22 protein-coding genes, 1 pseudogene and 1 riboswitch are annotated in these 25,365 nt (G+C 71.8%); of the genes and pseudogenes, 18 read left to right on the plus strand and 5 right to left on the minus strand.

Features of this window, described 5'->3' with window-relative positions; translation table 11 throughout:
* The first annotated feature begins 29 nt into the window (after positions 1-29).
* On the plus strand, positions 30-980 hold the full coding sequence (locus tag ACYQ1K_RS01770; RefSeq protein WP_459981167.1) for an aldo/keto reductase: 951 nt from the start codon (positions 30-32) through the stop codon (positions 978-980).
* Between the two features lie 151 nt (positions 981-1,131).
* On the opposite strand, the gene ACYQ1K_RS01775 is transcribed toward ACYQ1K_RS01770, so the two are convergent.
* On the minus strand, positions 1,132-1,815 hold the full coding sequence (locus ACYQ1K_RS01775; protein ID WP_459980821.1) for a uracil-DNA glycosylase: 684 nt from the start codon (positions 1,813-1,815) through the stop codon (positions 1,132-1,134).
* Between the two features lie 278 nt (positions 1,816-2,093).
* On the opposite strand from ACYQ1K_RS01775, the gene ACYQ1K_RS01780 reads away from it, so the two are divergent.
* Positions 2,094-3,089, plus strand: coding sequence for an LLM class F420-dependent oxidoreductase (locus ACYQ1K_RS01780; protein ID WP_459980823.1), 996 nt, complete (start codon positions 2,094-2,096; stop codon positions 3,087-3,089).
* Between the two features lie 126 nt (positions 3,090-3,215).
* Here the strand turns inward: ACYQ1K_RS01780 and ACYQ1K_RS01785 are convergent, their stop codons facing one another.
* Together ACYQ1K_RS01785 and ACYQ1K_RS01790 are read right to left on the minus strand one after the other, a co-directional pair.
* The gene (locus ACYQ1K_RS01785; RefSeq protein ID WP_459980825.1) at positions 3,216-4,643 is read right to left on the minus strand and encodes an alpha,alpha-trehalose-phosphate synthase (UDP-forming); all 1,428 of its coding nucleotides are present in this window, start codon (positions 4,641-4,643) and stop codon (positions 3,216-3,218) included.
* A 54-nt stretch (positions 4,644-4,697) separates the two neighbouring features.
* Positions 4,698-5,723, minus strand: a complete 1,026-nt coding sequence (locus tag ACYQ1K_RS01790) for a Gfo/Idh/MocA family protein (RefSeq protein ID WP_459980828.1) — start codon at positions 5,721-5,723, stop codon at positions 4,698-4,700.
* Between the two features lie 113 nt (positions 5,724-5,836).
* Between ACYQ1K_RS01790 and napA the strand changes: the two are divergent.
* The 9 genes and pseudogenes from napA to ACYQ1K_RS01835 form a co-directional block, all read left to right on the plus strand.
* Positions 5,837-6,166 (plus strand): annotated as a pseudogene (napA, locus tag ACYQ1K_RS01795) (nucleoid-associated protein NapA); the annotation flags it as partial.
* Between the two features lies 1 nt (position 6,167).
* Positions 6,168-6,665 (plus strand): LytR C-terminal domain-containing protein, encoded by a 498-nt coding sequence (locus tag ACYQ1K_RS01800; protein WP_459980834.1) that lies wholly within the window; start codon positions 6,168-6,170, stop codon positions 6,663-6,665.
* A 24-nt stretch (positions 6,666-6,689) separates the two neighbouring features.
* A complete protein-coding gene (locus tag ACYQ1K_RS01805) occupies positions 6,690-8,714 on the plus strand; it encodes an acyltransferase family protein (RefSeq protein ID WP_459980836.1) in 2,025 nt (674 codons plus the stop codon).
* A 54-nt stretch (positions 8,715-8,768) separates the two neighbouring features.
* Positions 8,769-9,605, plus strand: coding sequence for a trehalose-phosphatase (gene otsB, locus ACYQ1K_RS01810; protein ID WP_459980837.1), 837 nt, complete (start codon positions 8,769-8,771; stop codon positions 9,603-9,605).
* A gap of 198 nt (positions 9,606-9,803) precedes the next feature.
* Positions 9,804-12,146, plus strand: coding sequence for an endopeptidase La (gene lon, locus ACYQ1K_RS01815; protein WP_459980839.1), 2,343 nt, complete (start codon positions 9,804-9,806; stop codon positions 12,144-12,146).
* A gap of 92 nt (positions 12,147-12,238) precedes the next feature.
* Positions 12,239-12,378: riboswitch (SAM riboswitch) on the plus strand.
* 9 nt (positions 12,379-12,387) lie between these two features.
* Entirely contained in the window at positions 12,388-13,653 is a 1,266-nt protein-coding gene (thrC, locus tag ACYQ1K_RS01820) for a threonine synthase (protein ID WP_459980841.1), read from the plus strand.
* Positions 13,654-13,784: 131 nt separating this feature from the next.
* On the plus strand, positions 13,785-14,669 hold the full coding sequence (locus ACYQ1K_RS01825) for an SGNH/GDSL hydrolase family protein (protein WP_459980843.1): 885 nt from the start codon (positions 13,785-13,787) through the stop codon (positions 14,667-14,669).
* A gap of 5 nt (positions 14,670-14,674) precedes the next feature.
* A complete protein-coding gene (locus ACYQ1K_RS01830) occupies positions 14,675-15,676 on the plus strand; it encodes a LacI family DNA-binding transcriptional regulator (protein ID WP_459980845.1) in 1,002 nt (333 codons plus the stop codon).
* 81 nt (positions 15,677-15,757) lie between these two features.
* Positions 15,758-16,294, plus strand: a complete 537-nt coding sequence (locus ACYQ1K_RS01835) for a GNAT family N-acetyltransferase (protein ID WP_459980847.1) — start codon at positions 15,758-15,760, stop codon at positions 16,292-16,294.
* A 44-nt stretch (positions 16,295-16,338) separates the two neighbouring features.
* On the opposite strand, the gene ACYQ1K_RS01840 is transcribed toward ACYQ1K_RS01835, so the two are convergent.
* Both ACYQ1K_RS01840 and ACYQ1K_RS01845 read right to left on the minus strand, forming a co-directional pair.
* Positions 16,339-17,373, minus strand: a complete 1,035-nt coding sequence (locus tag ACYQ1K_RS01840; protein ID WP_459980849.1) for an RNA polymerase sigma factor — start codon at positions 17,371-17,373, stop codon at positions 16,339-16,341.
* Between the two features lie 300 nt (positions 17,374-17,673).
* On the minus strand, positions 17,674-18,036 hold the full coding sequence (locus ACYQ1K_RS01845; RefSeq protein ID WP_459980852.1) for a YciI family protein: 363 nt from the start codon (positions 18,034-18,036) through the stop codon (positions 17,674-17,676).
* Positions 18,037-18,374: 338 nt separating this feature from the next.
* On the opposite strand from ACYQ1K_RS01845, the gene groL reads away from it, so the two are divergent.
* The 7 genes from groL to ACYQ1K_RS01880 all read left to right on the plus strand — a co-directional run bounded on the left by groL (position 18,375) and on the right by ACYQ1K_RS01880 (position 25,240).
* The gene (gene groL / locus ACYQ1K_RS01850) at positions 18,375-20,003 is read left to right on the plus strand and encodes a chaperonin GroEL (protein ID WP_459980853.1); all 1,629 of its coding nucleotides are present in this window, start codon (positions 18,375-18,377) and stop codon (positions 20,001-20,003) included.
* A gap of 241 nt (positions 20,004-20,244) precedes the next feature.
* Positions 20,245-20,754 carry an RNA polymerase sigma factor gene (locus ACYQ1K_RS01855; protein WP_459980856.1) on the plus strand — a complete coding sequence of 170 codons (510 nt, stop codon included), beginning with the start codon at positions 20,245-20,247 and terminating at the stop codon, positions 20,752-20,754.
* Positions 20,751-21,404 carry a hypothetical protein gene (locus tag ACYQ1K_RS01860; protein ID WP_459980858.1) on the plus strand — a complete coding sequence of 218 codons (654 nt, stop codon included), beginning with the start codon at positions 20,751-20,753 and terminating at the stop codon, positions 21,402-21,404. The genes ACYQ1K_RS01855 and ACYQ1K_RS01860 overlap by 4 nt, the downstream gene beginning before the upstream one ends.
* Positions 21,401-21,967 (plus strand): nucleotidyltransferase family protein, encoded by a 567-nt coding sequence (locus tag ACYQ1K_RS01865; protein ID WP_459980860.1) that lies wholly within the window; start codon positions 21,401-21,403, stop codon positions 21,965-21,967. Before ACYQ1K_RS01860 ends, ACYQ1K_RS01865 begins: the two co-directional genes overlap by 4 nt.
* 75 nt (positions 21,968-22,042) lie before the next feature.
* The gene (locus tag ACYQ1K_RS01870; protein ID WP_459980861.1) at positions 22,043-22,927 is read left to right on the plus strand and encodes an AAA family ATPase; all 885 of its coding nucleotides are present in this window, start codon (positions 22,043-22,045) and stop codon (positions 22,925-22,927) included.
* The gene (locus ACYQ1K_RS01875) at positions 22,924-24,105 is read left to right on the plus strand and encodes a vWA domain-containing protein (protein WP_459980863.1); all 1,182 of its coding nucleotides are present in this window, start codon (positions 22,924-22,926) and stop codon (positions 24,103-24,105) included. The genes ACYQ1K_RS01870 and ACYQ1K_RS01875 overlap by 4 nt, the downstream gene beginning before the upstream one ends.
* Complete coding sequence (locus ACYQ1K_RS01880) at positions 24,098-25,240, plus strand: XdhC family protein (RefSeq protein ID WP_459980865.1); 1,143 nt, start codon at positions 24,098-24,100, stop codon at positions 25,238-25,240. The genes ACYQ1K_RS01875 and ACYQ1K_RS01880 overlap by 8 nt, the downstream gene beginning before the upstream one ends.
* Positions 25,241-25,365 lie beyond the last annotated feature (125 nt).

The following is a 25,365-nucleotide window of genomic DNA, read 5'->3' on the forward strand; positions in this document are numbered from 1 at the left end:
GCGCGAGTACGGTCGACGCCGTGACCGACATGACCTACCGCCGCCTGGGCGACTCCGGCCTCATCGTCAGCGCCGTCGGCATCGGCTGCAACGCGTTCAGCCGCCGCGTCGACCTCGACGGCGTCAAGGGGATCCTCGCCGCGGCCCGTGACACCGGGGTCACGCTGCTCGACACCGCAGACATCTACGGCAACCCGCACGGCGGGTCCGAGGAGCTGCTCGGCGAGGCGCTGGCGGGGCAACGCGACGAGTTCGTGCTCGCCACCAAGTTCGGGATGGACATGGGCGGCGCCAACGGCGAGGACTTCGGCGCCCGCGGGTCGCGTCGCTACATCCGTCGCGCCGTCGAGGCGTCACTGCGGCGGCTGCGCACGGATCACATCGACCTCTACCAGCTGCACGAGCCCGACCCGCTCACGCCGATCGAGGAGACGCTGAGCGCCCTGACCGACCTCGTCCGCGAAGGCAAGGTGCTCTATCTCGGCTGCTCCAACTTCGCCGGCTGGCAGGTCGCCGACGCCGCATGGACGGCGCAGAGTGCCGGTCTGGAGTCGTTCGTCTCGGTGCAGAACCAGTACTCCCTCCTCACCCGCGACATCGAGGACGAGGTGATCCCCGCGGCCGAGCGATTCGGGCTCGGCGTCCTGCCGTTCTTCCCGCTTGAAGCCGGACTGCTCACGGGCAAGTACAAGCGCGGCGAGGCCCCGCCCGCCGGCTCCCGTCTGGCGCTCGAAGCGGGCCGACGGCCCTGGCTCGAGAACGCCGACTGGGACACCATCGAGGCCTTCGAGAAGTACGCCGCCGCCCGCGGCCTGTCGCCCCTCGACGTCGCCATCGCCGGCCTCGCCGCTCAGCCCGGCGTCTCGTCGGTCATCTCCGGTGCGACCTCCGGCGACCAGGTGCGGGCCAACGCCGCCGCGCTGCGTTGGGAGCCCAGCGAGGCGGACCTGGTGGAGCTGGACGAGCTCACGCAGCGCTGAATTGCGCCTCCGCTTCGCTTCGGCGCGTGCCGCGGCGCCCGCCAGGTCTTGCCTTCCTCCGCTCCGCTCGCTCGCTGGCGCTCCCTCGCTGCGCTGCGTCCAGGCAAGACCGGCGCCGCGGCGGGCTGGGGCTGGCGGTTCACTCGCAAAATCACAGAGTCCAGTCCATGGGTTCCCCGCCCTGTTCGACGAGGAGCTCGTTGACGCGTGAGAACGGCCGGGAGCCGAAGAACCCGCGATGCGCCGACAGGGGCGACGGATGCACCGACTCCACGCACGGCACGTCGCCCATCAATGGCTTGAGCGACTGCGCCTGACGGCCCCAGAGGATCGCGGCGAGGGGGCCGCCGCGCGCGGCGAGGGCCTCGATCGCACGCGAGGTGATCGCCTCCCAGCCTTTGCCGGCGTGGGAGGCCGAGGCACCGGGGCGCACGGTGAGCGCCCTGTTGAGCAGCATCACGCCGCGGTCGGCCCATGCCGAGAGGTCGCCATGCGCCGGCGGCGTGATGCCGAGGTCGGAGGCGAGCTCGCGGTAGATGTTCTGCAGCGACGCCGGCAGCGGTCGCACGTCGGCCTCGACCGCGAACGACAGTCCGATCGGGTGGCCGGGCGTCGGGTAGGGATCCTGCCCGACGACCAGGACGCGCACCGAGGCGAGCGGTCGCTGGAACGCGCGGAAGATGCGGTCTCCGGCGGGAAGGTAGGGACGGCCGAGGGCGAGCTCGTCGCGGAGGAAGCGGCCCATCGCGGCGACCTGCTCGTCGACCGGTGCGAGCGCCTGTGACCAGTCCTGAGCGATGAGCCCCTTGGAGACGAGGCCCGCGAGAGCGCTCACCGCAGCCGACCGCGGAGGATCAGGCGGGTCGACGCCGAGCGGACGCACTGGCGCGCTCCACGCAAGCGTGTCCACTGCCGATGCGGTCGCCGTCGGAGCGCACGCTCCCGGCGGCGAAGAGCTGATTGACGCGGGTCCGGGCGGTCGGGCACGCACGACACCGTACAGACGCGGTCGGCCGAGCGCCGCCCCTGGAGGGGTCGCCCAGCGGCGGGCTCGGCGGCCGGCGCCCGCGCCCGGCCCCGCTGCTCGACGCCGACCTGGGTACCGTCACGGACATGAGATTCGGAGTCTTCATCCCGCAGGGCTGGCGCTACGACCTCGTCGGCATCGACCCTGCCGAGCACTGGACCACGATGCGGGGCCTGGCGCGTCGCTTCGACGGCGTCGACGCCTGGGAGTCGCTGTGGGTCTACGACCACTTCCACACCACGCCGGAGCCGTCGGAGGAGGCCACGCACGAGGCGTGGACCCTGATGGCCGCGTTCGCCGCCGACACCTCCCGCATCCGGCTCGGCCAGATGTGCACGTGCATGAGCTACCGCAACCCGGCGTACCTCGCGAAGGTCGCGGCCACCGTCGACCATGTCTCCTACGGACGCCTCGAGATGGGCATCGGAGGCGGCTGGTACGAGCACGAGTGGCGCGCCTACGGCTACGGCTTCCCGGCCCCGAAGGAGCGGCTCGGCCGGCTCCGCGAGGGCGTCGAGATCTTCCGCCAGGCGTGGACGAAGGGGGCTGCGACGCTGAACGGCGACTACTACCAGGTCGACGGGGCGATCTGCCGGCCGCTGCCGGTGCAGCAGGGTCGCAGCGGCATTCCCATCTGGGTCGCCGGCGGCGGCGAGAAGGTCACCTTGCGGATCGCTGCGGAGTACGCCGACTACACCAACTTCGACGGCTCACCCGACGTGTTCGCGCACAAGTCGGCGCTGCTGGCGGAGCACTGCCGCGCGGTGGGCCGCGACGTCGACGAGATCACCCGCTCGGCCAACTACAACACCTTCATCGGGTCGACCGAGGCGGAGGTGGAGGACCGCAAGGCCCGCTTCACCGACCACTTCACCCAGGCGCTCGGCCAGAGCCGAGGCGGGGCGTACGCGCGGCAGATGCTGTCGGGCGCGCTGGCCGGCACGCCCGAGCAGGTCGTCGAGCGGCTCTCGAAGGTGCGCGACCTGGGCCTGGCCTACTACATCGGCTACTTCCCGGAGCTCACCTACGACACCTCCGGCGTGGAGCTCTTCGAGCGTGAGGTCATCCCGGCGCTGGCGTGACGCAGCGTCGGCCGGCGGTCGATGCGGGTCTCGATACGCGCGCTGGCGCTCGCTACTCGACCAGCGAGACGGCCGGGTCTCGATACGCTCGCTGGCGCTCGCTACTCGACCGGCGAGACGGCCGGCTCAGGACCTCCGGGCCGGTCGCAGCGTCTTGGCGTGGTTGCCGGGCACGTCGGCGAGCGAGGTCATGAAGGAGTCGGCCCAGGCGGCGACGTCGTGCTGGCGCACGGTCCGGCGCATCGCGCGCATGCGGCGGGCGCGCTCGCGGTCCTCGGCCCGGTAGGCGTCGAGCAGCGCCTGCTTCATGCCGTTGAGGTCGTAGGGGTTGACCAGCCATGCCTGTCGCAGCTCGTCCGCGGCGCCGGCGAACTCCGATAGGACGAGGGCTCCGTCGTCGGCGGCGCGGCAGGCGACGTACTCCTTGGCGACGAGGTTCATGCCGTCGCGGTAGGGGGTGACGACCATGATGTCGGCCATGCGGTAGAGCGCCGCCATCTCCTCGCGGGGGTAGGACGAGTGCAGGTAGTGGATCGCCGGGCGGCCGAGCCGGCCGTAGTCGCCGTTGATGCGGCCGACGAGACGCTCGATCTCGTCGCGGAGCACCTTGTACTGCTCGACCTGCTCGCGGCTGGGCACCGCCACCTGCACGAAGACGGCGTCCTCGACGTCGATGTGGCCGTCGGCGATGACCTCGGCAAAGGCGCGCAGGCGCGCGAAGATGCCCTTGGTGTAGTCGAGCCGGTCGACGCCGAGGAAGACCTTGCGCGGATTGCCCAGCGCCTCACGGATCTCCTTGCAGCGCTCGATGACCGCCTCGGTCTGGGCGAGCTCCTCCAGCCCTTCAGCGTCGATGGAGATCGGGAACGCCGCGGCGCGGACGGTGCGGCCGTCGGGCAGGTAGACGAGGTCGCGATGGGTCTTGTGGCCGACCCGCTGGCGCACCAGCCGGATGAAGTTCTGCGCCGCCCCGGCGAGCTGGAAGCCGACGAGGTCCGCGCCGAGGAGGCCCTCGAGGATCTGACGGCGCCACGGCAGCTGGGAGAAGAGCTCGGCGGGCGGGAAGGGGATGTGCAGGTAGAAGCCGATCGTGAGGTCCGGTCTGAGGCCGCGCAGCATCGAGGGCACGAGCTGCAGCTGGTAGTCCTGCACCCAGACGGTCGCACCCTCGGCGGCCACCTCGGCGGCCTTCTCGGCGAACCGCCGGTTGACCCGCTGATAGGTGTCCCACCACTCGCGGTGGAACTCAGGCCGCGCCGCCAGGTCGTGGTAGAGCGGCCACAGGGTCCCGTTGGCGAAGCCCTCGTAGTGCTCCTCGATCTCCTCGGCCGACATCGAGAGCGGGACCAGCCGCAGCCCGTCGTCGGTGAAGGGCTCCAGGTCGGAATCGGTCCCACCCGGCCAGCCGATCCAGACGCCGTCGTTGGCCCGCAGCACCGGCTCGATCGCGGTCACCAGGCCCCCGGGAGAGGTGCGCCACCCCTTCGAGCCGTCGGGATTGGTCACCATGTCCACGGGGAGGCGGTTGGCGACCACCACGAGATCGGCCTGCATGCTGTTGACCATATCGACGTCCATTTACCCGATGCGCACCGCCCGCACGCGCCGTCAGTCGAACGTCACGCCGACCTGGCGCCGCACCTCGTCCATCTGCCGCAGCAGCGAGAGGGTCTGTGCGTGGGGCACCAGCGGGGACTCTCGGAGTCCGGCGCGCACGCAGCGGCCGACTTCGGCGATCTCGTTGCCGTAGCCGGACCCGATGACCGGGCCGTCCGGCTCGATGGCCACCGGCTCGGCCGGGGCCTCCTCGGCGGTCCAGTCTGTGATCGGCGCCGTCGGGGTGAAGACCGCACGTGTCGGATGGTGGAAGTCGTCGAGGTCGATGCGGCCGCGGTCGGTGGCGATCGCAGCGGCTCGGGACGACCACGACGTGATCGACGCGGTCATCGTGGCGAGCACGCCGCCCGGGTAGCGCCCGGCGATCGCGACGTCGAGGTCGAAGGTGCCGCCGGCCGCCGTCCGCGTGTCGCCGACCGCCTGGAGGGACTCGGGCTCGCCGAAGAGCAGGTGCGCGACGGTGAGGGGGTAGATGCCCATGTCGAGCAGGGCCGAGGCTCCCAGGCTCGGGTCGAGCATGCGGTCGCTCGCCCCCGCGGTGACGAGGAAGCCCAGCTCGGCGTGGAAGTGCCGCGGCGTCCCGAAGTCGCCGTCCGCGAGCCGCCGTCGCAGGGCCGCGATGGTCGGGTGACAGGCGGTCCACATCGCCTCCATGAGGAAGCGGTCGTGCTGCCGCGCGAGCGCGACCATCTCCTCGGCGTCGGCCGTCGCGAGCGTCAGCGGCTTCTCGCAGAGCACGTGCTTGCCCGCCTCGAAGGCCAGGCGGGCGTTGGCGAGGTGGAAGGCGTGCGGGGTGGCAACGTACACCACCTCGACGTCGGGGTCGGCGACCAGCTCCTCATACGAGCCGTAGGCCCGGCCGCCGTGCTGGGCGGCGAACGCCTGGGCAGAGCCGAGGCGGCGGGAGCCGACGGCGACGAGCTCGGCGCCCGGCGTGGCATGGAGGTCGCGTGCGAAGGCGTGGGCGATCTTGCCGGTGGCGAGGATGCCCCAGCGCACGGGAGTGTCGGCGGTCACGTCGCCACGCTATCGGCACCGACCCGGCGACCGACCGTGCACCGACCCTGCGCTCGGCACGCCGTCGCCAGAGAACTACATCGCTGTGATTCCTCGTCTAGAGTGGGGCGCGACGTACGGACCGGCAACACCAAGGACGGGGGAGTCCGATGGCTGCGGAGAGCGCCGCCTCACCGAGCGAGGCCCAGAGCCCCGCGCTCAGCGAGCGCGATCGCGACATTCTCGACTTCGAGCGTCAGTGGTGGAAGTACGCCGGGGCGAAGGAGACCGCCGTCCGCGAGAAGTTCGACATGTCGGCGACCCGCTACTACCAGGTGCTCAACGCCCTCATCGACCGCCCCGAAGCGCTCGAGGCCGACCCGCTCCTGGTGCGACGGCTGCGTCGGCTGCGGGCCGCCCGCCAGCGCCAGCGCTCCGCCCGCCGCCTCGGCTTCGAGATCTGACATGAGCACCAGGCGCAGGGACCAGCGCGGCGTCGTGCTGCCGTCGCCGGTGATGATGCTGAGCATCGTCGCCGTGCTGATGGCGGCCGTCACGTTCGTCATCACCCGCGGGCACGAGCCCGCCGAGCGCGAGATCGTGGCGGTGTCGGAGCCGCGCACGTCGCAGACCTCCACCCCGACGCCGACCGCGAAGCCCACCCCGACGCACCCGCCCAAGCCCGTCGTCCGCAAGAAGGTCATGGTCGAGGTCTTCAACAACACCCCGACCAAGGGCCTGGCCGGCGTGGTGAGCCAGAAGGCGTCCACCATCGGGTGGCAGGTGGTCGGCGCGGACAACTGGTACGGCAGCATTCCGGCCACCACGGTCTACTACCCGGCGAAGCTCAAGCGGGAGGGCAAGCAGCTCGCGCTCGACCTCGGGATCAAGCGCACCGCGAAGGCCATCGACCCGATGAAGCTCGACCGGCTCACGATCATCCTGACCGGTCCTCTGCACTGAGGCCGTCGCCGACAAAGGACCTCAGTGAATCGCCGCCGGGACATCCAGGGGCTGCGCGCGATCGCAGTCGGACTGGTCGTCGTGGCACACGCAGGCGTCCCCGGGGTGCAGGGCGGCTTCATCGGCGTCGACGTCTTCTTCGTCATCTCGGGCTTCCTCATCACCGGCCTGCTGCTCAGCGAAGGGCGTCGCACCGACCGGATCGGCCTGCGCGACTTCTATGCGCGCCGGGCCCGGCGGATCCTCCCCGCAGCGACACTGGTGCTGGTCGTGACGCTGGCGTTCACCGCGTGGGCCGGGTCGTTGACCAGGACCGAGCAGACCCGCACGGACGCGCTCTGGTCGGCCGGGTTCCTGGCCAACGTGCACTTCGCGCGCACCGGAGCCGACTACTTCAACACCGACCTGCCCTCGGCGTTCCAGCACTACTGGTCGCTGGCGGTCGAGGAGCAGTTCTACCTGGTGTGGCCCGTCGTCGTCGCACTCCTGGTGTGGAACCGGGCCCGGCGGGGGATGGTCGCGGCCATCACCGGGACGGTCGCGCTGGCCTCGCTGGCCTGGTCGCTGCACACGACCGAGCTCGACCCGACGGGTGCCTACTTCTCCTCCTTCGCCCGTGGCTACGAGCTCGCGGCCGGCGCCTTGCTCGCGGTGCTCGCGCCGCGGGTGCCGCGGCGGGCGCAGTGGCTGCTCGGCATCACCGGCGCCGTCGTCCTCGGCTGGGCGGCGACGACGATGGACGCCAGCACGGCGTTCCCCGGTTGGCATGCGGGCGTCCCGGTGGCCGCGACGACGGCGCTGCTGGCGGCCCGCCGTGGGCCGGTCGCGACAGTGCTCTCCGTGCCACCGCTGCGCTGGCTGGGGGACATCTCGTTCTCGGTCTACCTGTGGCACTGGCCCTTCCTCGTGCTGGGCGAGTCGCACCTGCCTCAAGAATGGAGCCACGCCGCGCGCGTCGGCGTGCTCCTCGCGCTGACCCTGGCCGCCTCGGCCCTCACCTACCTCCTGGTGGAGCGGCCCTTCCAGCGTCGGCTCCCGTCGCTGCGGGGTCACCGAGGGCTGGTCCTGTGGCCGGCCACGCTCGGTCTGGTGGTCGGGTCCTCGCTGGCCGCCACGTCGCACGCCGAGGCGGTGCTCGCCCGGGATCGGGCCGACTCCGAGGTGTGGTTCGCTGCCCACCCCGACGTCGCCGTGCCGACTGCGCAGACCAGCATCCCGGACTCGATCGCCGAGGCGGTCGGCCTCGCCCGCAACGGGGCGCCGCTGCCCCCCGTCGACCTCGCCGAGCACCAGAGCGACATCTGGCGGACCGACTTTCCGTGCTACGCCGACTTCGACGCGACCACGTCCCGGCTCTGCACCTACGGCGACCGGGCGGCGTCGCCGCTTGTCGTGGTGTACGGCGACTCCCACGCCGGGATGTGGCTGCCGGCGCTGGACGCGATCGGGCAGACCGAGCACTTCCGCGTCGTACCGCTCGTGAAGTCGTCGTGCATGCCGTTCGACGTGCCGCAGAGCCTGGGTCATCGCGACTATGTCGCCTGCCGGGGCTTCCACAGCTGGGCGCTCGCCCAGATCGCCCGACTCCGGCCGACGACCGTCGTGGTCGCCTACCGCGGGCTCTACCAGACGCGCGCCCGGCCCGGCTTGACGCGCGGCCGCACCTGGCAGCAGGGCGTGGCGTCGACCGCGCGTGCGCTGAGGGCCCTCGCTCCGGACGTCCTCGTCCTCGGCGACATCCCGCAGCGGGCCCTCCCCGCATCCGACTGCCTCACCACGCCCGGCGCCGACCAGGCCACCTGCCTGGCGCCGGTCGCCGGCGACGGGGTGCTGTCGAACGGCTTCACCGTCCGGGGCCTGGCCGGCACCGGCGTGAGGTTCGTCGATCCGCGTGCCCTCATCTGCTCCGACGGCACGTGCCCGCTGGTCGTCGGCGACCACGTGGTCTTCTACGACGACGACCACATCACGGCCTCGTGGTCGCGCCTCGTCGCTCCCGCGCTCGAGCAGCTCACGGGTCCATTGAACGGATCCGCCCCCGCTGTGTGACGTTCGTCCCGGGCGGTTCCCCATAGCCCGGGCAGGCATGGTTGGCTTGACGTCATGCAGTTCGCCTCCACCGAGGGAGAGCACAGGTACGACGCGCTGGTGGCCGCCGCGCCCGGCGTGGTCGTCGCGCTCGACTTCGACGGCACGCTGTCGCCGATCGTGGACGACCCCGGCGAGGCCCACATCCATCCCGACGCCGGTGACGTCCTCGTCGCGCTCGCCGAGAAGGTGCTCGCGGTCGCCGTCGTGACCGGACGCCCGGCCCGGCAGGTGCTCGACCTCGGAGGACTGGAGCAGGTCGGGGACGCGTTCGCAGCCGCCGGCAAGGAGCTCTACGTCTTCGGGCAGTACGGCAACGAGCGGTGGAGCGCCTCCCACCGCACGATCATCGGACCCCGGCCGCCCCAAGGCCTCGCAACGTTCCTACGAGACCTGCCCCGCACGCTGCGCGCCGCCGACGCCGCCGACGCCTACGTCGAGGAGAAGGGCCTCGCGATCGCCGTCCACACGCGGCGGCTGCCGGATCCCGACGCGGCCTTCGAGCGGCTCCTGCCCGTCCTGCGTGAGCAGGCGGAGACGCACGACCTCATCATCGAGCCCGGCCGCAATGTCATCGAGGTCCGCTCCGACGGCATGGACAAGGGTCTCGTCGTCGACCGGCTCATCACGCAGCTCGACGCCAAGGGGTTCCTCTTCGCCGGCGACGACCTCGGCGACGTCGAGGCGTTCGAGACCGTCGGCGCCTACGGCGAGGAGGGTCTGCCGACCCTGCTGGTCTGCTCCGCCTCCGAGGAGCAGCCGGCCCTCGTCCCCCTCGCCGACGTCGTCGTCGACGGGCCCGATGGCGTCCTCGAGCTCCTGCGGCGGCTCACCGAGGACATCTCGGGCTGAGTCGGGGGCGGGGTCTCGATACGCCCTCGCCCAGCGGCTCGGGCTACTCGACCAGCGGGCGCGCTTCGTTGGTCGAGTAGCGAGCGCCAGCGAGCGTATCGAGACCCACATCCGGGCCCTGTCCGCCCACGGCGAACAGAGGATCAAACGTGACCCCGTGGAAGTTGAGTCGACACAACTCAAGTCCAGGAGAGTCTCATGGATCGTCTTCCCGTTCTCTTCGTCTCGGACCTCGTGGTCCTGCCGGGCATGGTGGTGCCGATCGCGCTCGACGAGGCGGCCCAGGCCGCCGTCGACGCCGCCCGCGCGAGCAGCGACGGTCATGTCCTCGTCGCGCCGCGGCTCGAGGACCGCTACGCGTCGTACGGCGCCATCGCCGTCATCGACCGCGTCGGCCGGACCCAGTCGTTCAACGGCGGGAGCGGCGGCCCCGCCGCGGTCCTGCGCGCCGAGTCCCGTGCCCGCATCGGATCCGGCGTCACCGGTCCCGGTGCCGCGCTCTGGGTCGAGGTCGAACCCGTCACCGAGACCGTCACCGACCACGCCCGGGAGCTGGCTGAGGAGTACAAGCGGCTCGTCGTCGCCGTGCTCCAGCGTCGCGAGGCCTGGCAGGTCATCGACCAGGTCAGCCGGCTGACCGAACCCGGTCAGATCGCCGACACGGCCGGCTACGCGCCGTACCTCTCCGACGACCGCAAGCGGGAGCTGCTCGAGACGCCCGACGTCGAGGAGCGGCTGGAGAAGGTCATCGGCTGGACCCGCGACCACCTCGCCGAGGCCGAGCTGACCGACAAGATCAGCGAGGACGTCCGAGAGGGGATGGAGAAGTCCCAGCGCGAGTTCCTGCTGCGTCAGCAGCTCGCCGCCATCCGCAAGGAGCTCGGCGAGGGCGAGCCGGAGGGCGCCGACGACTACCGCACGCGCGTCGAGGCCGCCGACCTGCCTGAGCACGTCCGCGAGGCGGCGCTGCGCGAGGTCGACAAGCTGGAGCGCGCCAGCGAGCAGAACCCGGAGGCCTCGTGGATCCGCACGTGGCTCGACACGGTGCTCGACCTGCCGTGGAACGTGACGACCGAGGACTCGACCGATGTCCTCGAGGCCCGGCGCGTGCTCGACGCCGACCACCACGGCCTCGAGGAGGTCAAGGACCGGATCGTGGAGTACCTCGCCGTCCGCGCCCGCCGGGCCGAGCGCGGGCTCCAGGTCGTCGGCGGCCGTGGGTCGGGCGCCGTCATCCTGCTCGCAGGTCCTCCTGGCGTCGGCAAGACCTCGCTCGGCGAGTCGGTCGCCCGCGCGCTAGGACGGAAGTTCGTCCGTGTCGCGCTCGGCGGCGTGCGCGACGAGGCGGAGATCCGCGGGCACCGGCGCACGTACGTCGGCGCGCTGCCCGGCCGGGTCGTGCGGGCCATCAAGGAGGCCGGCTCGATGAACCCTGTCGTGCTGCTCGACGAGGTCGACAAGGTGGGTGCGGACTACCGAGGCGACCCCGCTGCGGCCCTGCTCGAGGTGCTCGACCCGGCGCAGAACCACACCTTCCGCGACCATTACCTGGAGCTCGATCTCGACCTCTCGGACGTCGTCTTCATCGCGACCGCCAACGTGGTCGAGTCCATCCCGTCGGCCCTGCTGGACCGCATGGAGCTGGTGACGATCGACGGCTACACCGAGGACGACAAGGTCGCGATCGCCCGCGACTTCCTGCTGCCGCGCCAGCTGGAGCGGGCGGCGCTCACGGCGGACGAGGTGTCGGTGACGGACGAGGCGCTGCGCGAGCTGGCGGCGAACTACACCCGCGAGGCCGGCGTACGTCAGCTCGAGCGGCTGCTCGCCAAGGCGCTGCGGAAGGCGGCCACGCGCCTCGCCACCGGCGAGACGCATGTGTCGATCGACGAGCCGGGCCTCAAGCCTCTGGTGGGGCGCCCCAGGTTCACGCCGGAGTCGGCGGAGCGTACGGCGGTCCCGGGCGTCGCGACCGGTCTCGCGGTGACGGGACTCGGCGGCGACGTGCTCTTCATCGAAGCCTCGGCCTCGGACGGCCAGCCGGGCCTGACGCTCACCGGGCAGCTGGGCGACGTCATGAAGGAGTCGGCGCGGATCGCGCTGTCCTACGTGCAGTCGCACGCCGCCGAGCTGGGTGTGGACGCGTCGGTGCTCGACCGTCAGATCCACGTCCACGTGCCGGCGGGTGCGGTGCCGAAGGACGGCCCGAGCGCCGGGATCACCATGGTCACGGCGCTGATGTCGCTCGCCACCGGTCGCCCGGTGCGTGCCGAGGTCGGCATGACGGGCGAGGTCACGCTGAACGGCCGGGTCCTGCCGATCGGTGGCCTCAAGCAGAAGCTGCTCGCCGCCCAGCGGGCCGGGCTGACCGAGGTGTTCGTGCCGCTGCGCAACGAGCCGGATCTGGACGACGTGCCGGCGGAGGTGCTCGAGGCCCTCACGGTCCACGTGGTCGGTGACGTCCGCGACGTGGTGCGCGGTGCGCTCGAGCCGGTGGCCGAGGGTGGAACGGCGCGGGTGACCGCGTCCGACGCGGCCTGAGGACGCCTCACCGGGGTCCGGATGTTGGGATTTCTGCCCAGCATCTGGACCCCGGTTTCTGCGTGCGGCGTCGTCGCCTCTACAGTTGGGCCTGCTCATCGAGAGGGACTGAGGGAACGGCCCGTTGAAGTCCCGGCAACCGCCACGAGCCTCCGCCGCCCCTGCGGGCCGGTTCGTGGAAGAGGTGCTAATTCCGGCCCGGCGCGAGATCCGCGTGCGGGGAAGATGAGGAGGAGGACTCATGAGCACCGTTGCCCCGGAGACCCAGCAGGTCCGTGAAGGCGCCTTCGGCAACGCTCGCGCGCTGTCGTGCCGCGAGTGCGGGACGGAGGTCGAGCTCGGCCCGTCGTACGCCTGTCCGGAGTGCTTCGGCCCCCTCGAGGTGGCCTACGACTTCCCGGCCGTGACCCGGGAGGAGATCGCGGCGGGCCCCGCGAACATCTGGCGCTACAAGGCGCTGCTCCCCGTGCCGGACGACATCGAGGCCAGCCCCAACACCGAGCCCGGGTTCACCCGGCTGCTCCGTGCCGACAACCTGGCGCGCGAGCTCGGCCTCGCCAAGCTCTGGGTCAAGGACGACAGCACCAACCCGACCAACTCCTTCAAGGACCGCGTCGTCGCGTGCGCGCTGAGCGCCGCCCGCGAGTTCCATGCCAAGGTCTTCGCCTGCCCTTCCACCGGCAACCTGGCCAACGCCGTGGCCGCCGCCGGAGCACGGGCCGGCATCCGCACCGTCGTCTTCATCCCCAGCAACCTCGAGCAGCCCAAGCAGATCAACTCGGCTGTCTTCACCGACAACCTGATCGCGGTCGACGGCAACTACGACGACGTCAACAAGCTCGCCCAGGAGATCGCGGCCGAGGAGGACGGCTGGGCGTTCGTCAACGTCAACGTCCGGCCGTTCTATGCCGAGGGGTCCAAGACGCTGGGCTACGAGATCGCCGAGCAGCTCGGCTGGCGCCTGCCCGACCAGATCGTCATCCCCGTCGCGTCCGGCTCGCAGCTGACCAAGGTGCACAAGGCATTCGGTGAGCTCATCAAGCTCGGCCTCGTCGAGGAGAAGCCCTACCGCGTCTTCGGCGCTCAGGCCGTCGGGTGCAACCCGGTCGCCACCGCCTACAAGGCCGGCGTCGACGCGATCCGCCCCGTCAAGCCCGACACGATCGCCAAGTCGCTCGCCATCGGCAATCCCGCGGACGGCATCTACGTCCTCGACGTCACGCGCTCCACCGGTGGCGCCGTCGAGGAGGTCACCGACGACGAGATCCGCGAGGGCATCGTGCTGCTCGCCCGCACCGAGGGCGTCTTCACCGAGACCGCCGGCGGCACGACCACCGCGGTGCTCAAGAAGCTCGTCGAGAGCGGCCAGCTCGACACCTCGCTCGAGACGGTCATCATCAACACCGGCCACGGCCTCAAGACCCTCGACGCCGTCTCCGGCCAGGTCGGCCCGCGCGCCACCATCTCGCCGTCCTACGACGCCTTCGAGGCCGCCGGCCTGGCCTGACCCTCCGGGTGAACGGTGCAGATGACCGCGGGACGAGCGCCGCAACTCGGCGCTCGTCCCGCGGTCATCTGCGACCGTTCAGCACACCGGAGGTTCACCGGGGGTTCACGAGCCCCGGGTTCACTCGCTCCATGGAGCGAGTGAACCCGAGGCTGCTGGGGGCGATGGCCGTGACGGCCGGGGTCGCCGGAGCGGTCGGTGCGCTCGGCGCGGCCGCCGGCGTCGGCGCCCGGCATCTGCTCAAGCGGCAGGCGGCGACAGCGCGGGCCCTCATCGGCAAGCCGCTCGGCGACGTGGCGCCGCGGGCGGACAAGCGCTACAAGAAGCGGTACGGCGACCCGATCCGCCTGCTCGTCCTCGGTGACTCGATCGCCGCGGGACTCGGGGCGGAGAACGGCAGCGGCACGCTCGGCGCACGGCTGGCGAAGAAGGTCGCCAAGCAGACGCACCGGTCCGTCGACCTGACGACCGGCGCGATCGTCGGCAGTGAGACGTCACAGGTGATGGCGCAGATCGAGCGGCTGCCGGCGACGTACCGCGCCGACGTCGCCATCCTCATCGTCGGCGGCAACGACGTCATCCACCGCGTGCCCGTCGCCGAGTCCGTCAAGCACCTGACGGAGGTGGTCGACCGCCTCCGTGAGGGCGGCACGCCGGTGGTCGTGGGGACCTGCCCGGACCTCGGCGCGCTGCGGGCCGTCCCCAACCCGCTGCGCGCACTCGGCTCGCGGGTCTCTCGCCAGCTCGCAGCGGCGCAGGCGGAGGCGGCGCTGAGCGCCGGCGCGTATGTCGTCAGCCTCGCGAAGGTGGTCGGGCCGTTCTTCATCACCAACCCGGACGAGATGTTCAGCCTCGACCGCTTCCATCCGAGCGAGCTCGGCTACCGGCGTACGGCGGAGGCGCTGCTGCCCTCGGTGCTCGTCGCCCTGGGCGTCTCCGACACCGTGCCGTTCGGCCACGCGGTGCCGGGCCGCCCCGCCGGGGGCGCGGGCGACGACGCGCGGCCCCTATCCTGAACCGCATGTCACAGGCGCGCCGTCCGACGCTGGAGGACGTGGCGGCCCGAGCAGGGGTCGGCAGGGGCACGGCCTCGCGCGTCATCAACGGCGCATCGCGGGTGTCGTCCCGTGCCCGGGACGCCGTGCACGCCGCGATCGAGGAGCTCGGATACGTCCCGAACCACGCGGCCCGCTCGCTGGTGACCAACCGGACCGACGCCATCGCCCTGGTGATCGCGGAGTCGGAGGAACGGTTCTTCGGCGAGCCGTTCTTCGCAGGCGTGGTCCGAGGCATCGCCGGTGCTCTTTCGGAGGCCGACAAGCAGCTCGTCCTCATGCTGGCGCCGGCCGAGCGTGCCGGCCACATCGAGGACTACCTCACCCGCCAGCGCGTCGACGGTGTCCTGCTCCTGTCCCTGCACGACGACGACACGCTGCCCGGCCGCATCCGGGACCGCGGCATCCCCGTCGTCCTCGGCGGTGGTCCGCCGCCGGGGCCGGGCGTGGGGTACGTCGACAACGACAACGCCGAGGGCGCCCGACTGGCCGTCGCCCACCTGCTGGGACGCGGCCGCACGCGGATCGCGACCATCGCCGGTCCGGCGGACATGGCCGTCGGCCACCATCGGCTCGCCGGCTACCTCGCGCAGCTCGATGAGGCGGGGCTGGCGCCCCTCACCGTGGAGCACGGCGACTTCGGCCAGCACAGCGGTGAGGCGGCGATGCGCGCGCTGCTCGAGCGGCATCCCGACCTCGACGCGGTGTTCGCGGCCAACGACCTGATGGCGGCCGGCGCGATGAGTGCGCTGCGCGAGAGCGGTCGTGCGGTGCCCGGCGACGTCGCCGTGGTCGGCTTCGACGACTCCCCGGTCGCGGTCTCACTGGGCCTGACCAGCGTGCACCAGTCCGCAGACGCCATGGGGAGGGCGATGGTCGAGGTGCTCCTCGACACGATCTCCGATCCGACCGAGGTGCCGGGGGCTCGGATGCTGCCGACGTACCTCGTCGAGCGGGCCAGCTCCTGACGAGCGCGGCCGGCGCGCGGCCTGCCTGGTGGGCGGCCCGGGTGGGCGGGCCAGGTGGGAAGCGACGGTAGGTTGGGCGCCGTGCGCACCAGCCCGATGCTGACGTTCCGCGACGCCACCGCCGCCGACGTGGCCGAGGTCGTCGCGCTCGTCGAGTCGGCCTACCGAGGGGACGCCAGCCGCGCGGGGTGGACCACCGAGGCCGACATCCTGGAAGGTCAGCGGACCGACCCGGAGGGCGTGCGCGACGTCATCGTGCGCTCCGGAAGCCGGATGCTGCTGGCCGAGCGCGACGGCGACCTGGTCGCGTGCTGTCAGCTCGAGCACCGGGGCGCGGTGTGCTACTTCGGCATGTTCGCAGTGCGTCCCGGCTCGCAGGGCGGCGGGCTCGGCAAGGTGGTGATGGCCGAGGCCGAGCGGATCGCGCGCGAGGAGTGGGGCGCGAGGAGCATGGAGATGACGGTGATCTCCGTCCGCGACGAGCTCATCGCGTTCTATGAGCGGCGTGGCTACAGGAGGACCGGCGAGCTGTCGCCGTTCCCGTACGGCGACGAGCGGTTCGGGCTGCCCCAGCGGGAGGACCTGGCCTTCGAGAGGCTCGTCAAGACACTCGGCTGATCCTGGCGTGCGCCGCCTGTTCGTCGAGGTATGCAGACGAGTCGTCACTTCCCGTGCGGAGTTCCGCCAGGGGAGTGCCCCTTCGTCTGCATACCTCGACGAACCGCCAGCGAGGCCATCCGCCCCGACAGATGCGCCCGCTCCGCCTCGTTGCCACACAGCGCGATCGCGGCGGCGAAGGAGCTCCTCGCCTCGTCGGGACGACCGGCCCGCACGAGCAGCTCGGCGCGGGTGGCGGGGAGTCGATGCCCGGCGAGGGCGACCGACGAGAGCGCGGCCAGTCCGGCCTCGGGGCCCTGCGCCTCCGCGAGGGCGACGGCGCGGTTGAGCCGGACGACCGGCGTGTCGAGCAGGGTCAGCAGCTCGTCGTAGCGGGCGACGATCCGGTCCCACGCGGTCGCCTCCGCGGACGGGGCGATGGCGTGCTCGGCGGCGATCAACGCCTGGAGGAGGTACGGCGCAGGCGGCTCGTGCACGAGCGGGGCCAGGAGGTCGAGACCCTCGGCGATCTCGTCGCGGTGCCAGAGGCCCCGGTCCTGGTCGGCCAACAGGACCAGAGTCCCGTCTCTCACGCGCGCGTCGCGCCGCGAGTGCTGCACCAGCATGAGAGCGAGCAGCGCGTCGACCTCCGGGTCCGGTGAGGGCAGCAGGTCACGGAGCACGCGGACGAGCCGGACCGCCTCGCCGGCCAGCTCCGTCCGGACGACGTCGGGACCGCTGCCCGGCGCATACCCGGCCGTGAACGCCAGGTAGGCGACGTCGGCGACCGCCGAGACCCGCGCTGCGAGGGCGGTGGGGTCGGCGGGGACCTCGAAGCGCGCGCCCGCGAGCCGCTTGCGCGCCCGCGTCAGGCGCGCCGCCATCGTCGGCGTCGACTGCAGGAAGAGTCGAGCGACGTCCTCGGTCGAGACGCCCAGCACCAGCCGAAGGGTGAGAGCGGCCGCCGCCTCCGGGGAGAGGGAGGGATGCGCGCAGAGGAGCACGAGTCGAAGCCGCTCGTCGGTGACCAGGTCTCCTCCGTCGGCCATCACGTGTGCGGCCTCCTGGGTCAGGGACGCCTCGACCTCGAGCAGGGGCATCCGCCGCGCGAGGACGGTCTCGGAGCGCAGCCGGTCGACGATGCGCCTCCGTGCGCTGGTGAGCAGCCAGGCCGGGCCGTTGCCCGGCGTACCGTCCGTCGGCCACGTGCGTGCCGCCGCCTCGAACGCGTCGGCGAGCCCGTCCTCGGCGAGGTCGAGACGGCGATACTGCGCGACGAGCAGGGCCAGCAGGCGGCCCCACTCGTCGCGCAGCAGGCGCTCCAGCTCGGTCAGCGGATCTCCACGCCGCGGGCCGGCCGCACCTCGACCGACACGAGGTCGGGCAGGAGGAACTGCACCTCACTCACCTCCGTGGTCGACAGTGGCGCGGACCTCGACGGGGGCACCGCCCGTCGCGAGCAGGCCGCAGATCTGCAGCAGGTCGTCGAGGTCGTCGCTCTCGACCAGGTAGAAGCCGGTCAGCTGCTCGACGGTCTCGGCGAACGGGCCGTCGGAGACGACCACATTGCCGCCGGCGTCGCGGCGGACTTGCTTGGTGGTGCGGGAGTGGGTCAGCTCGGCGCCGCCGGCGATCTTGTGCCCGCGCTCCTCGAGCAGCGCGGCGAAGCGGCCGTGGGTCTCGTACATGGCGGCGCGCTGCTCCGGGGTCGCGCTCTCCCAGGTGCTCTCGTCGCCGGGAAGCAGAACGGCGTAGGTGCTCATCTCGGATCCTTTCGGTGGTGGTGAGTCTGTCATCGAGATGACGGGCGAGACAGAGGTCGATCGACAGGGACGACGAGGTTTCTCGTCCGTGCCCCGGATCCTTCTCGCGACCTACCAGCTGCTGCCCGCGGGCGAGGGCGCCGTCTTTCTCCTTGCACTCGGCAAGGTCGAGTGCTAAACATGACGTTGGCACTCTCGCCATGAGAGTGCCACCTCCGGACCGGTGACGTTGGGTCGCTCCGTGGGTGGCGTGAAGGGATCGCCACCGCAGGACGATCGTGCCGTCGCGGGCAGCCCACCGGCCGGGACACGCACTTCCAGTGAAGGATCGCCAGGCAATGCCGAAGCTGATTGCTTTCAACGAGGAGGCCCGGCGCGGTCTCGAGCGGGGCATGAACACCCTCGCCGACGCCGTCAAGGTCACCCTCGGCCCGAAGGGCCGCAACGTCGTTCTCGAGAAGAAGTGGGGCGCCCCCACGATCACCAACGACGGCGTCTCGATCGCCAAGGAGATCGAGCTCGAGGACCCGTACGAGAAGATCGGCGCGGAGCTCGTCAAGGAGGTCGCCAAGAAGACCGACGACGTCGCGGGTGACGGCACCACCACCGCCACCGTGCTCGCTCAGGCGCTCGTCCGCGAGGGTCTGCGCAACGTCGCCGCCGGCGCCAACCCGATGGGCCTCAAGCGCGGCATCGAGGCTGCTGTCTCCGCCGTGTCCGAGCAGCTCCTCGCGCTCGCCAAGGACATCGAGACCAAGGAGGAGATCGCCTCCACCGCCTCGATCTCCGCCGCTGACACCACCGTCGGCGACATCATCGCCGAGGCGATGGACAAGGTCGGCAAGGAGGGCGTCATCACGGTCGAGGAGTCGAACACGTTCGGCCTCGACCTCGAGCTCACCGAGGGCATGCGGTTCGACAAGGGCTACATCTCGGCCTACTTCGTCACCGACCCCGAGCGCATGGAGACGGTCTTCGAGGACGCCTACGTCCTCATCGCCAACCAGAAGATCTCCAACGTCAAGGACCTGCTGCCGCTGCTGGAGAAGGTCATCCAGTCCGGCAAGCCGCTCGTCATCATCGCCGAGGACGTCGACGGCGAGGCCCTGTCCACGCTCGTCGTGAACAAGATCCGTGGCACCTTCAAGTCGGTCGCCGTCAAGGCCCCCGGCTTCGGCGACCGCCGCAAGGCCATGCTGCAGGACATCGCGATCCTGACCGGTGGCCAGGTCATCTCCGAGGAGGTCGGCCTCAAGCTGGAGAACACCGGCCTCGAGCTGCTCGGCCAGGCCCGCAAGGTCGTCATCACCAAGGACGAGACCACGATCGTCGACGGTGCCGGCGACGCTGCCCAGATCGAGGGCCGCGTCAACCAGATCCGTGCCGAGATCGAGAAGTCGGACTCCGACTACGACCGCGAGAAGCTGCAGGAGCGCCTCGCCAAGCTGGCCGGCGGCGTGGCCGTCATCAAGGTCGGCGCGGCCACCGAGGTGGAGCTCAAGGAGCGCAAGCACCGCATCGAGGACGCCGTTCGCAACGCGAAGGCCGCCGTCGAGGAGGGCATCGTCGCCGGTGGTGGCGTCGCGCTCGTCCAGGCCGGCGCCAAGGCGTTCGAGAAGCTCGAGCTCGACGGTGACGAGGCCACCGGCGCCAACATCGTCAAGGTCGCCATCTCGGCTCCGCTGAAGCAGATCGCCATCAACGCCGGTCTCGAGGGCGGCGTCGTGGCGGAGAAGGTCGCCAACCTGCCCGCGGGCCACGGCCTCAACGCCGCGACCGGCGAGTACGTCGACCTGCTCGCCGCCGGCATCATCGACCCGGCCAAGGTCACCCGCTCGGCGCTGCAGAACGCCGCGTCGATCGCCGCGCTGTTCCTCACCACCGAGGTCGTCGTGGCCGACAAGCCGGAGAAGGCCGCCCCCATGGGTGGCGACCCGACCGGCGGCATGGGCGGCATGGACTTCTGAGCCGCTAGGCGAAGAAGCGACCGGCACAGCTGAGTCCACGCCTCTCGGACGTCATGCGAGCTGATCGCCTCAGCGGCCGGAGCGTATGACGTTCCGCAGGACAACAGGCAGGGCCTCCACCTCCGGGTGGGGGCCCTGCTGCCGTGTGGCGCGTCCGGCGCGTGTGGCCGTGCCTCATCTGGGGAACGAGCGAGACTGACTCGGAAAGACATGTGGCGTGAGTTGATGGGAGGCTGGAGGCGTGGAGACCACCAGGTCCGATCGATTCGACGCGCTGGCACGCGAGTGTCTCGAGCCGCTGCGGCGGTATCTGGCGCGCCGCACCGACGCCGAGACCGCGGCCGACGTCCTGGGGGACACGCTCCTCGTGGCGTGGCGCCGGTTCGACGACGTACCGGATGGTGAGCCGCTGCCGTGGCTCTACGGCGTCGCCCGCAACTGCCTGGCCAATGCGGAGCGCGGGGTACGGCGCCGAGCCCGCCTGGCCGCGAGACTGGCCGAGCAGCCGGCTGACGACGCCGAGCCCGCCATGCCCGACGAGCTCCTCGAGGCACTCGAGCAGCTGGGGGACGATCAGCGCGAGCTGGTGCGGCTGTGGGCGTGGGAACGGCTCACGCCGGCCGAGATCGGCACGGTCCTCGGGCTGACGCCCAATGCGGTCAGCATCCGGCTCACCCGTGCGCGCCAGCGGCTACGCGAGCTGCTGGCGGCGCGAAAGAGCAGCGACCTTGCCGGACATGAGAAGGCATGAGCCCCGACCCGACCGATGCTGAGCTCCTCGCACGTCTGCGCGCTGCGGACCCCGCGTCCGAGCTGCCCCCCGCCGACCCCGCGGAGGTCGACCGCGTGCTGCAGCGCGTCATCGACGTCGACCTGCGCGAGACCGGCACCCGCAAGCGCAACCGGCTGACGTGGCTCGTGGCGGCCGCCGCCGCGATCGTGATCGCAGCCGGAGGGTCGGCGCTGTGGCTGAGCCAGTCCGACAGGCCGAGGAGCGGCGGAGTCCTCGTCACCGGTCCGTCGCCGACGAGCGCGACGCACGGACCAGGGGCCGTCAGCGAGCTCACCGTGAGTCCCGCCGCCGGCCGTTGCGTCGTGCCGACGTCCGAGGCGCTCGCCGCGACGCCCATCGCCTTCAAGGGCACGGTGCTCGGGGTGGCCGACGGGATCGCCACGATCCGGCCGACGACGGTCTACGCGGGACAGGTCGCCGACCAGGTGACGGTGAGCGGTGCCGTCGCTCCTGAGACCGAAGGCGGTCGGGAGGGTGACCCGGCATTCGTGGCGGGCCAGGACTACCTGGTGGCGGCGGACGGCCGCTCGATGGTGCTCGGGTGCGGCATGAGCGGGCCGGCGTCGCCCGAGCTGACCCGCCTCTACGCCCAGGCGTTCGGTCGGTGACGGTCCACGGCCTGCTGCTTGCGGGCGGAGCAGGACGGCGCATGGGCACGCCCAAGGCCCTCGTCGTGGACGACGACGGTCCCTGGCTGCCGCGGGGCGTCCGGGCGCTCCTCGACGGTGGCTGCGCCGCCGTCACCGTCGTGCTGGGGGCGGCCGCGTCCGAGGCGGCGCATCTGCTCGACGGGCTCGCGACCGGACCCGACACCTTCGTCGACGTCGTCGTCGCCGAGGACTGGGATCGCGGCATGAGCGCCTCCTTGCGCACCGGCCTGCAGGCTCTCGCCGACGTGGACGCCAGCTCGGCGCTCGTGCACCTGGTCGACCTGCCCGATGTCGGCCCCGCGGTGATCAGTCGGGTGATCGCGGCGGGAGGGTCGCTGACGCGGGCGTCGTACGACGGCGTGCCCGGGCATCCCGTCCTCATCGGGCGCCGGCACTGGGCGCCCATCATCGCGAGCCTCGCGGGCGACCGGGGGGCGCGCGACTACCTGCGGGCACACAGCACCGTGCTGGTCGACTGCGGTGATCTGGCCTCCGGGCGCGACGTCGACTCCGTCGGGTGAGCCCGTGCGGGCGCCCCGAGGTGGGCAACCGGCCACCAACGGATCGCCAACGGATCGCCGAGTAGCCTGGAACACATGGAGACCCTGTCCGCTCAGGAGCTGAGCGCCCGGCTGGGCCAGACGGGCTACCTGTGCGACGAGGCTCTTGCGACCGTCACCTATCTGGCGTTGCGGATGCAGCGTCCGCTCCTCCTCGAGGGGGAGCCCGGCACCGGGAAGACCGCGCTGGCGGAGGCGATCGCCGAGTCGCTCGAGCTGCCGCTGATCCGGCTGCAGTGCTACGAGGGGATCGATGCGACGCAGGCGCTCTACGACTGGGACTTCCCCCGCCAGATCCTGCATCTGCGTGCCCTCGAGGCCGCCGGTGGCGCGCCCCGTGGGGACCGGAGCGTCGAGGAGGCGGAGAAGAGCCTGTACGACGAGCGCTTCCTCCTCGCCCGCCCCGTGCTGGCCGCCCTCCAGCAGAGTCCGGCGGTGCTCCTCGTCGACGAGGTCGATCGCGCCGATGACGAGTTCGAGGCGTTCCTGCTGGAGGTGCTCTCGACCTACCAGGTCTCGATCCCCGAGCTCGGCACGGTCGCCGCGGCGACGCCGCCGGTCGTCGTCCTCACGTCGAACCGCACCCGCGAGCTCCACGACGCCCTGAAGCGGCGGTGCCTCTACCACTGGATCGACCACCCGGGTCTGGACCGCGAGGTCGAGATCGTGCGCACCCGCGCGCCCGAGGTCGCTGACGCCCTGGCACGTCAGGTGGTGACGATCGTCCAGCAGCTGCGCTCCGACAGCGGCCTCCTCAAGCCGCCTGGCGTCGCCGAGACGCTGGACTGGGCCCGTGCGCTCACCTACCTCGGCAGCGAGGAGATCGACCTGGCCACCGCCAGCGCGACCCTCGGGGCGCTGGTCAAGTACCGCGAGGACGCCGACCGCGTGCGCGACGCGCTCGACCGGCTGCTGTCATGAGCACGCTCCACCCAGGGAACTCCGGAACTTCTCAGGGGCCATGGAGCCTGGGAAGTTCCGGAGTCCCCGGTGAACCGGGGACTCCGCCCGCCGACCGCGTGCTGCTCGGCTTCACCCACGCGTTGCGTGCGGCGGGGGTGCCGGTGACGCCGGACCGGTCGCAGAGCTACCTCGAGGCGGTCGCGCTCGTCGGTCTGGAGGACCGCCGGGCGACGTACACCGCCGGACGGGCCACGCTGTGCGCGGGGCCGGACGACCTCGCCCGCTACGACCAGGTCTTCGAGGCCTACTTCGGGGCGCGCGACGGGCTGCCGATGCCACGCCCGGCCACGTCGGTGACTCCGACGGTCGGCGACCTCCCGCTCGTGGACGGCGACGAGGCCGGCCAGCGGTCCGACGAGATCACCCGGGCCATGGCGAGCGAGGTCGAGGTGCTGCGGCACCGTGACGTCGCCCGGCTCAGCGCGGCGGAGAGGCGACGCCTCGCCGCGATGTTCGCGACGCTCGACCCACGTCCGCCGCTGCGCCGGACCGCTCGCCACCGCCCGTGGCACCGCGGGAGCGTCGACGCCGCGCGCACCCTCCGGACCAGCCTGCGGCGCATGGGCGAGCCGGCTGAGATCGCCTGGCGTCGCCGCGCGACGCGGCCGCGCCGGGTGGTGCTGCTGATCGACGTCTCCGGCTCGATGAGCGGGTACGCCGACACGCTGCTGCGGCTGGCCCACCGGATCAGCCACGCGATGCCGGGGACCGTCGAGACGTTCACCGTCGGCACGAGGCTGACCCGCCTGACCCAGGCGCTACGCCTGCGCGACAGCGAGCGCGCGCTGGTCGCGGCCGGCGACACCGTCCCGGACTGGTCCGGCGGCACGCGGCTGGGGGAGACGCTCCAGGTCTTCGCCGACCGCTGGGGTCGGAGGGGGATGGCCCGCGGCGCGGTGGTCGTCGTCTTCAGCGACGGATGGGAGCGCGGCGACGTCTCGCTGCTGGCCGCGCAGGCCCGCCAGCTCGCCCGCGTGTCCCACCGGCTCGTGTGGGTCAACCCGCACCGCGGCAAGGACGGCTACGAGCCGGTCCAGGCCGGCGTGCGTGCGGTGCTGCCCTCGGTGGACGACTTCGTCGCAGGGCACTCGCTCGCGACGTATGAGCATCTCTTGGAGGTGATCGCTGATGCGTGACGTGCTCGAGGACCTGATGCGGTGGTGGGAGAGCGGCGAGACGGTCGGGGTGGGCACCGTCGTCGCGACGTTCCAGAGCGCACCGCGGCCGCCCGGTGCCTCGATGCTCGTGGGCCCGGACGACTCCGCGGTCGGCTCGGTCTCCGGCGGCTGCGTCGAGGGTGCGGTCTATGACCTCGCCCACGAGGTGGCCTCCTCGGGTGAGCCGGTGCTGCAGCGGTACGGCGTCTCCGACGACGACGCCTTCGCGGTCGGTCTGACCTGCGGGGGGATCCTGGACATCTATGTCGAGAAGGTCGACCGCACCACCTTCCCCGAGCTCGGCGAGGTCGCCGCCGACGTCCGCGCCGGGCGGCCGGTGGCCCTGGCGACGGTGATCGAGCATCCCGACCCCGCGGTGCTGGGCCGGCGCCTGATCATCCGGCCCGACGGTGAGACGACGCGGGTGGCGGGCTCGCTCGGGTCGCCGCGGATGGACGACGCGGTCAGCGACGACGCTCTCGGCCTGCTCGCGCAGGGGCAGAACGCGACGCTGACCTACGGTCCCGACGGCGAGCGCCGCGGCGAGGGCATGCGCGTCTTCGTGTGGGCGTTCGCGCCGAAGCCGCGCATGCTGGTGTTCGGGGCCATCGACTTCGCCGCCGCGGTGGCGCGGGTGGGGGCGTTCCTGGGCTACCACGTGACCGTCTGCGACGCCCGGCCCGTCTTCGCCACGCACAGTCGCTTCCCGGAGGCCGACGAGGTCGTCGTCGACTGGCCGCACCGCTACCTCGCCGCCGAGGCGGAGGCGGGCCGCGTCGATGCACGCACGGTCATCGCGGTGCTCACGCACGACCCGAAGTTCGATGTCCCCCTGCTGGAGGTGGCGCTGCGACTGCCGCAGGTGGGCTATGTCGGGGCGATGGGCTCGCGACGAACCCACGACGACCGGGAGCAGCGGCTCAAGGAGGCCGGCCTGACCGCTGATGAGATCGCCCGGCTCTCCAGCCCGATCGGCCTCGACCTCGGTGCGCGCACCCCGGAGGAGACCGCCATCTCGATCGCAGCGGAGATCATCGCCGGGCGCTGGGGTGGCAGCGGCAACCGGCTCGCACAGCTGGGCGGTCGCATCCACCGGGAGCACGCCCTGCCCTGAGGCCGACGGGCCGGAGTCCGACTGTCCTGAGTCCCGACGCGTACACGGGTACACCGAAGTCACGTCCATGCGACCGCGCTACGCTCGGGCCGGCACCCGCGAGGAGACTTCGGTGTACCCGTCTA

Source organism: Nocardioides sp. AN3 (genome assembly GCF_054653495.1).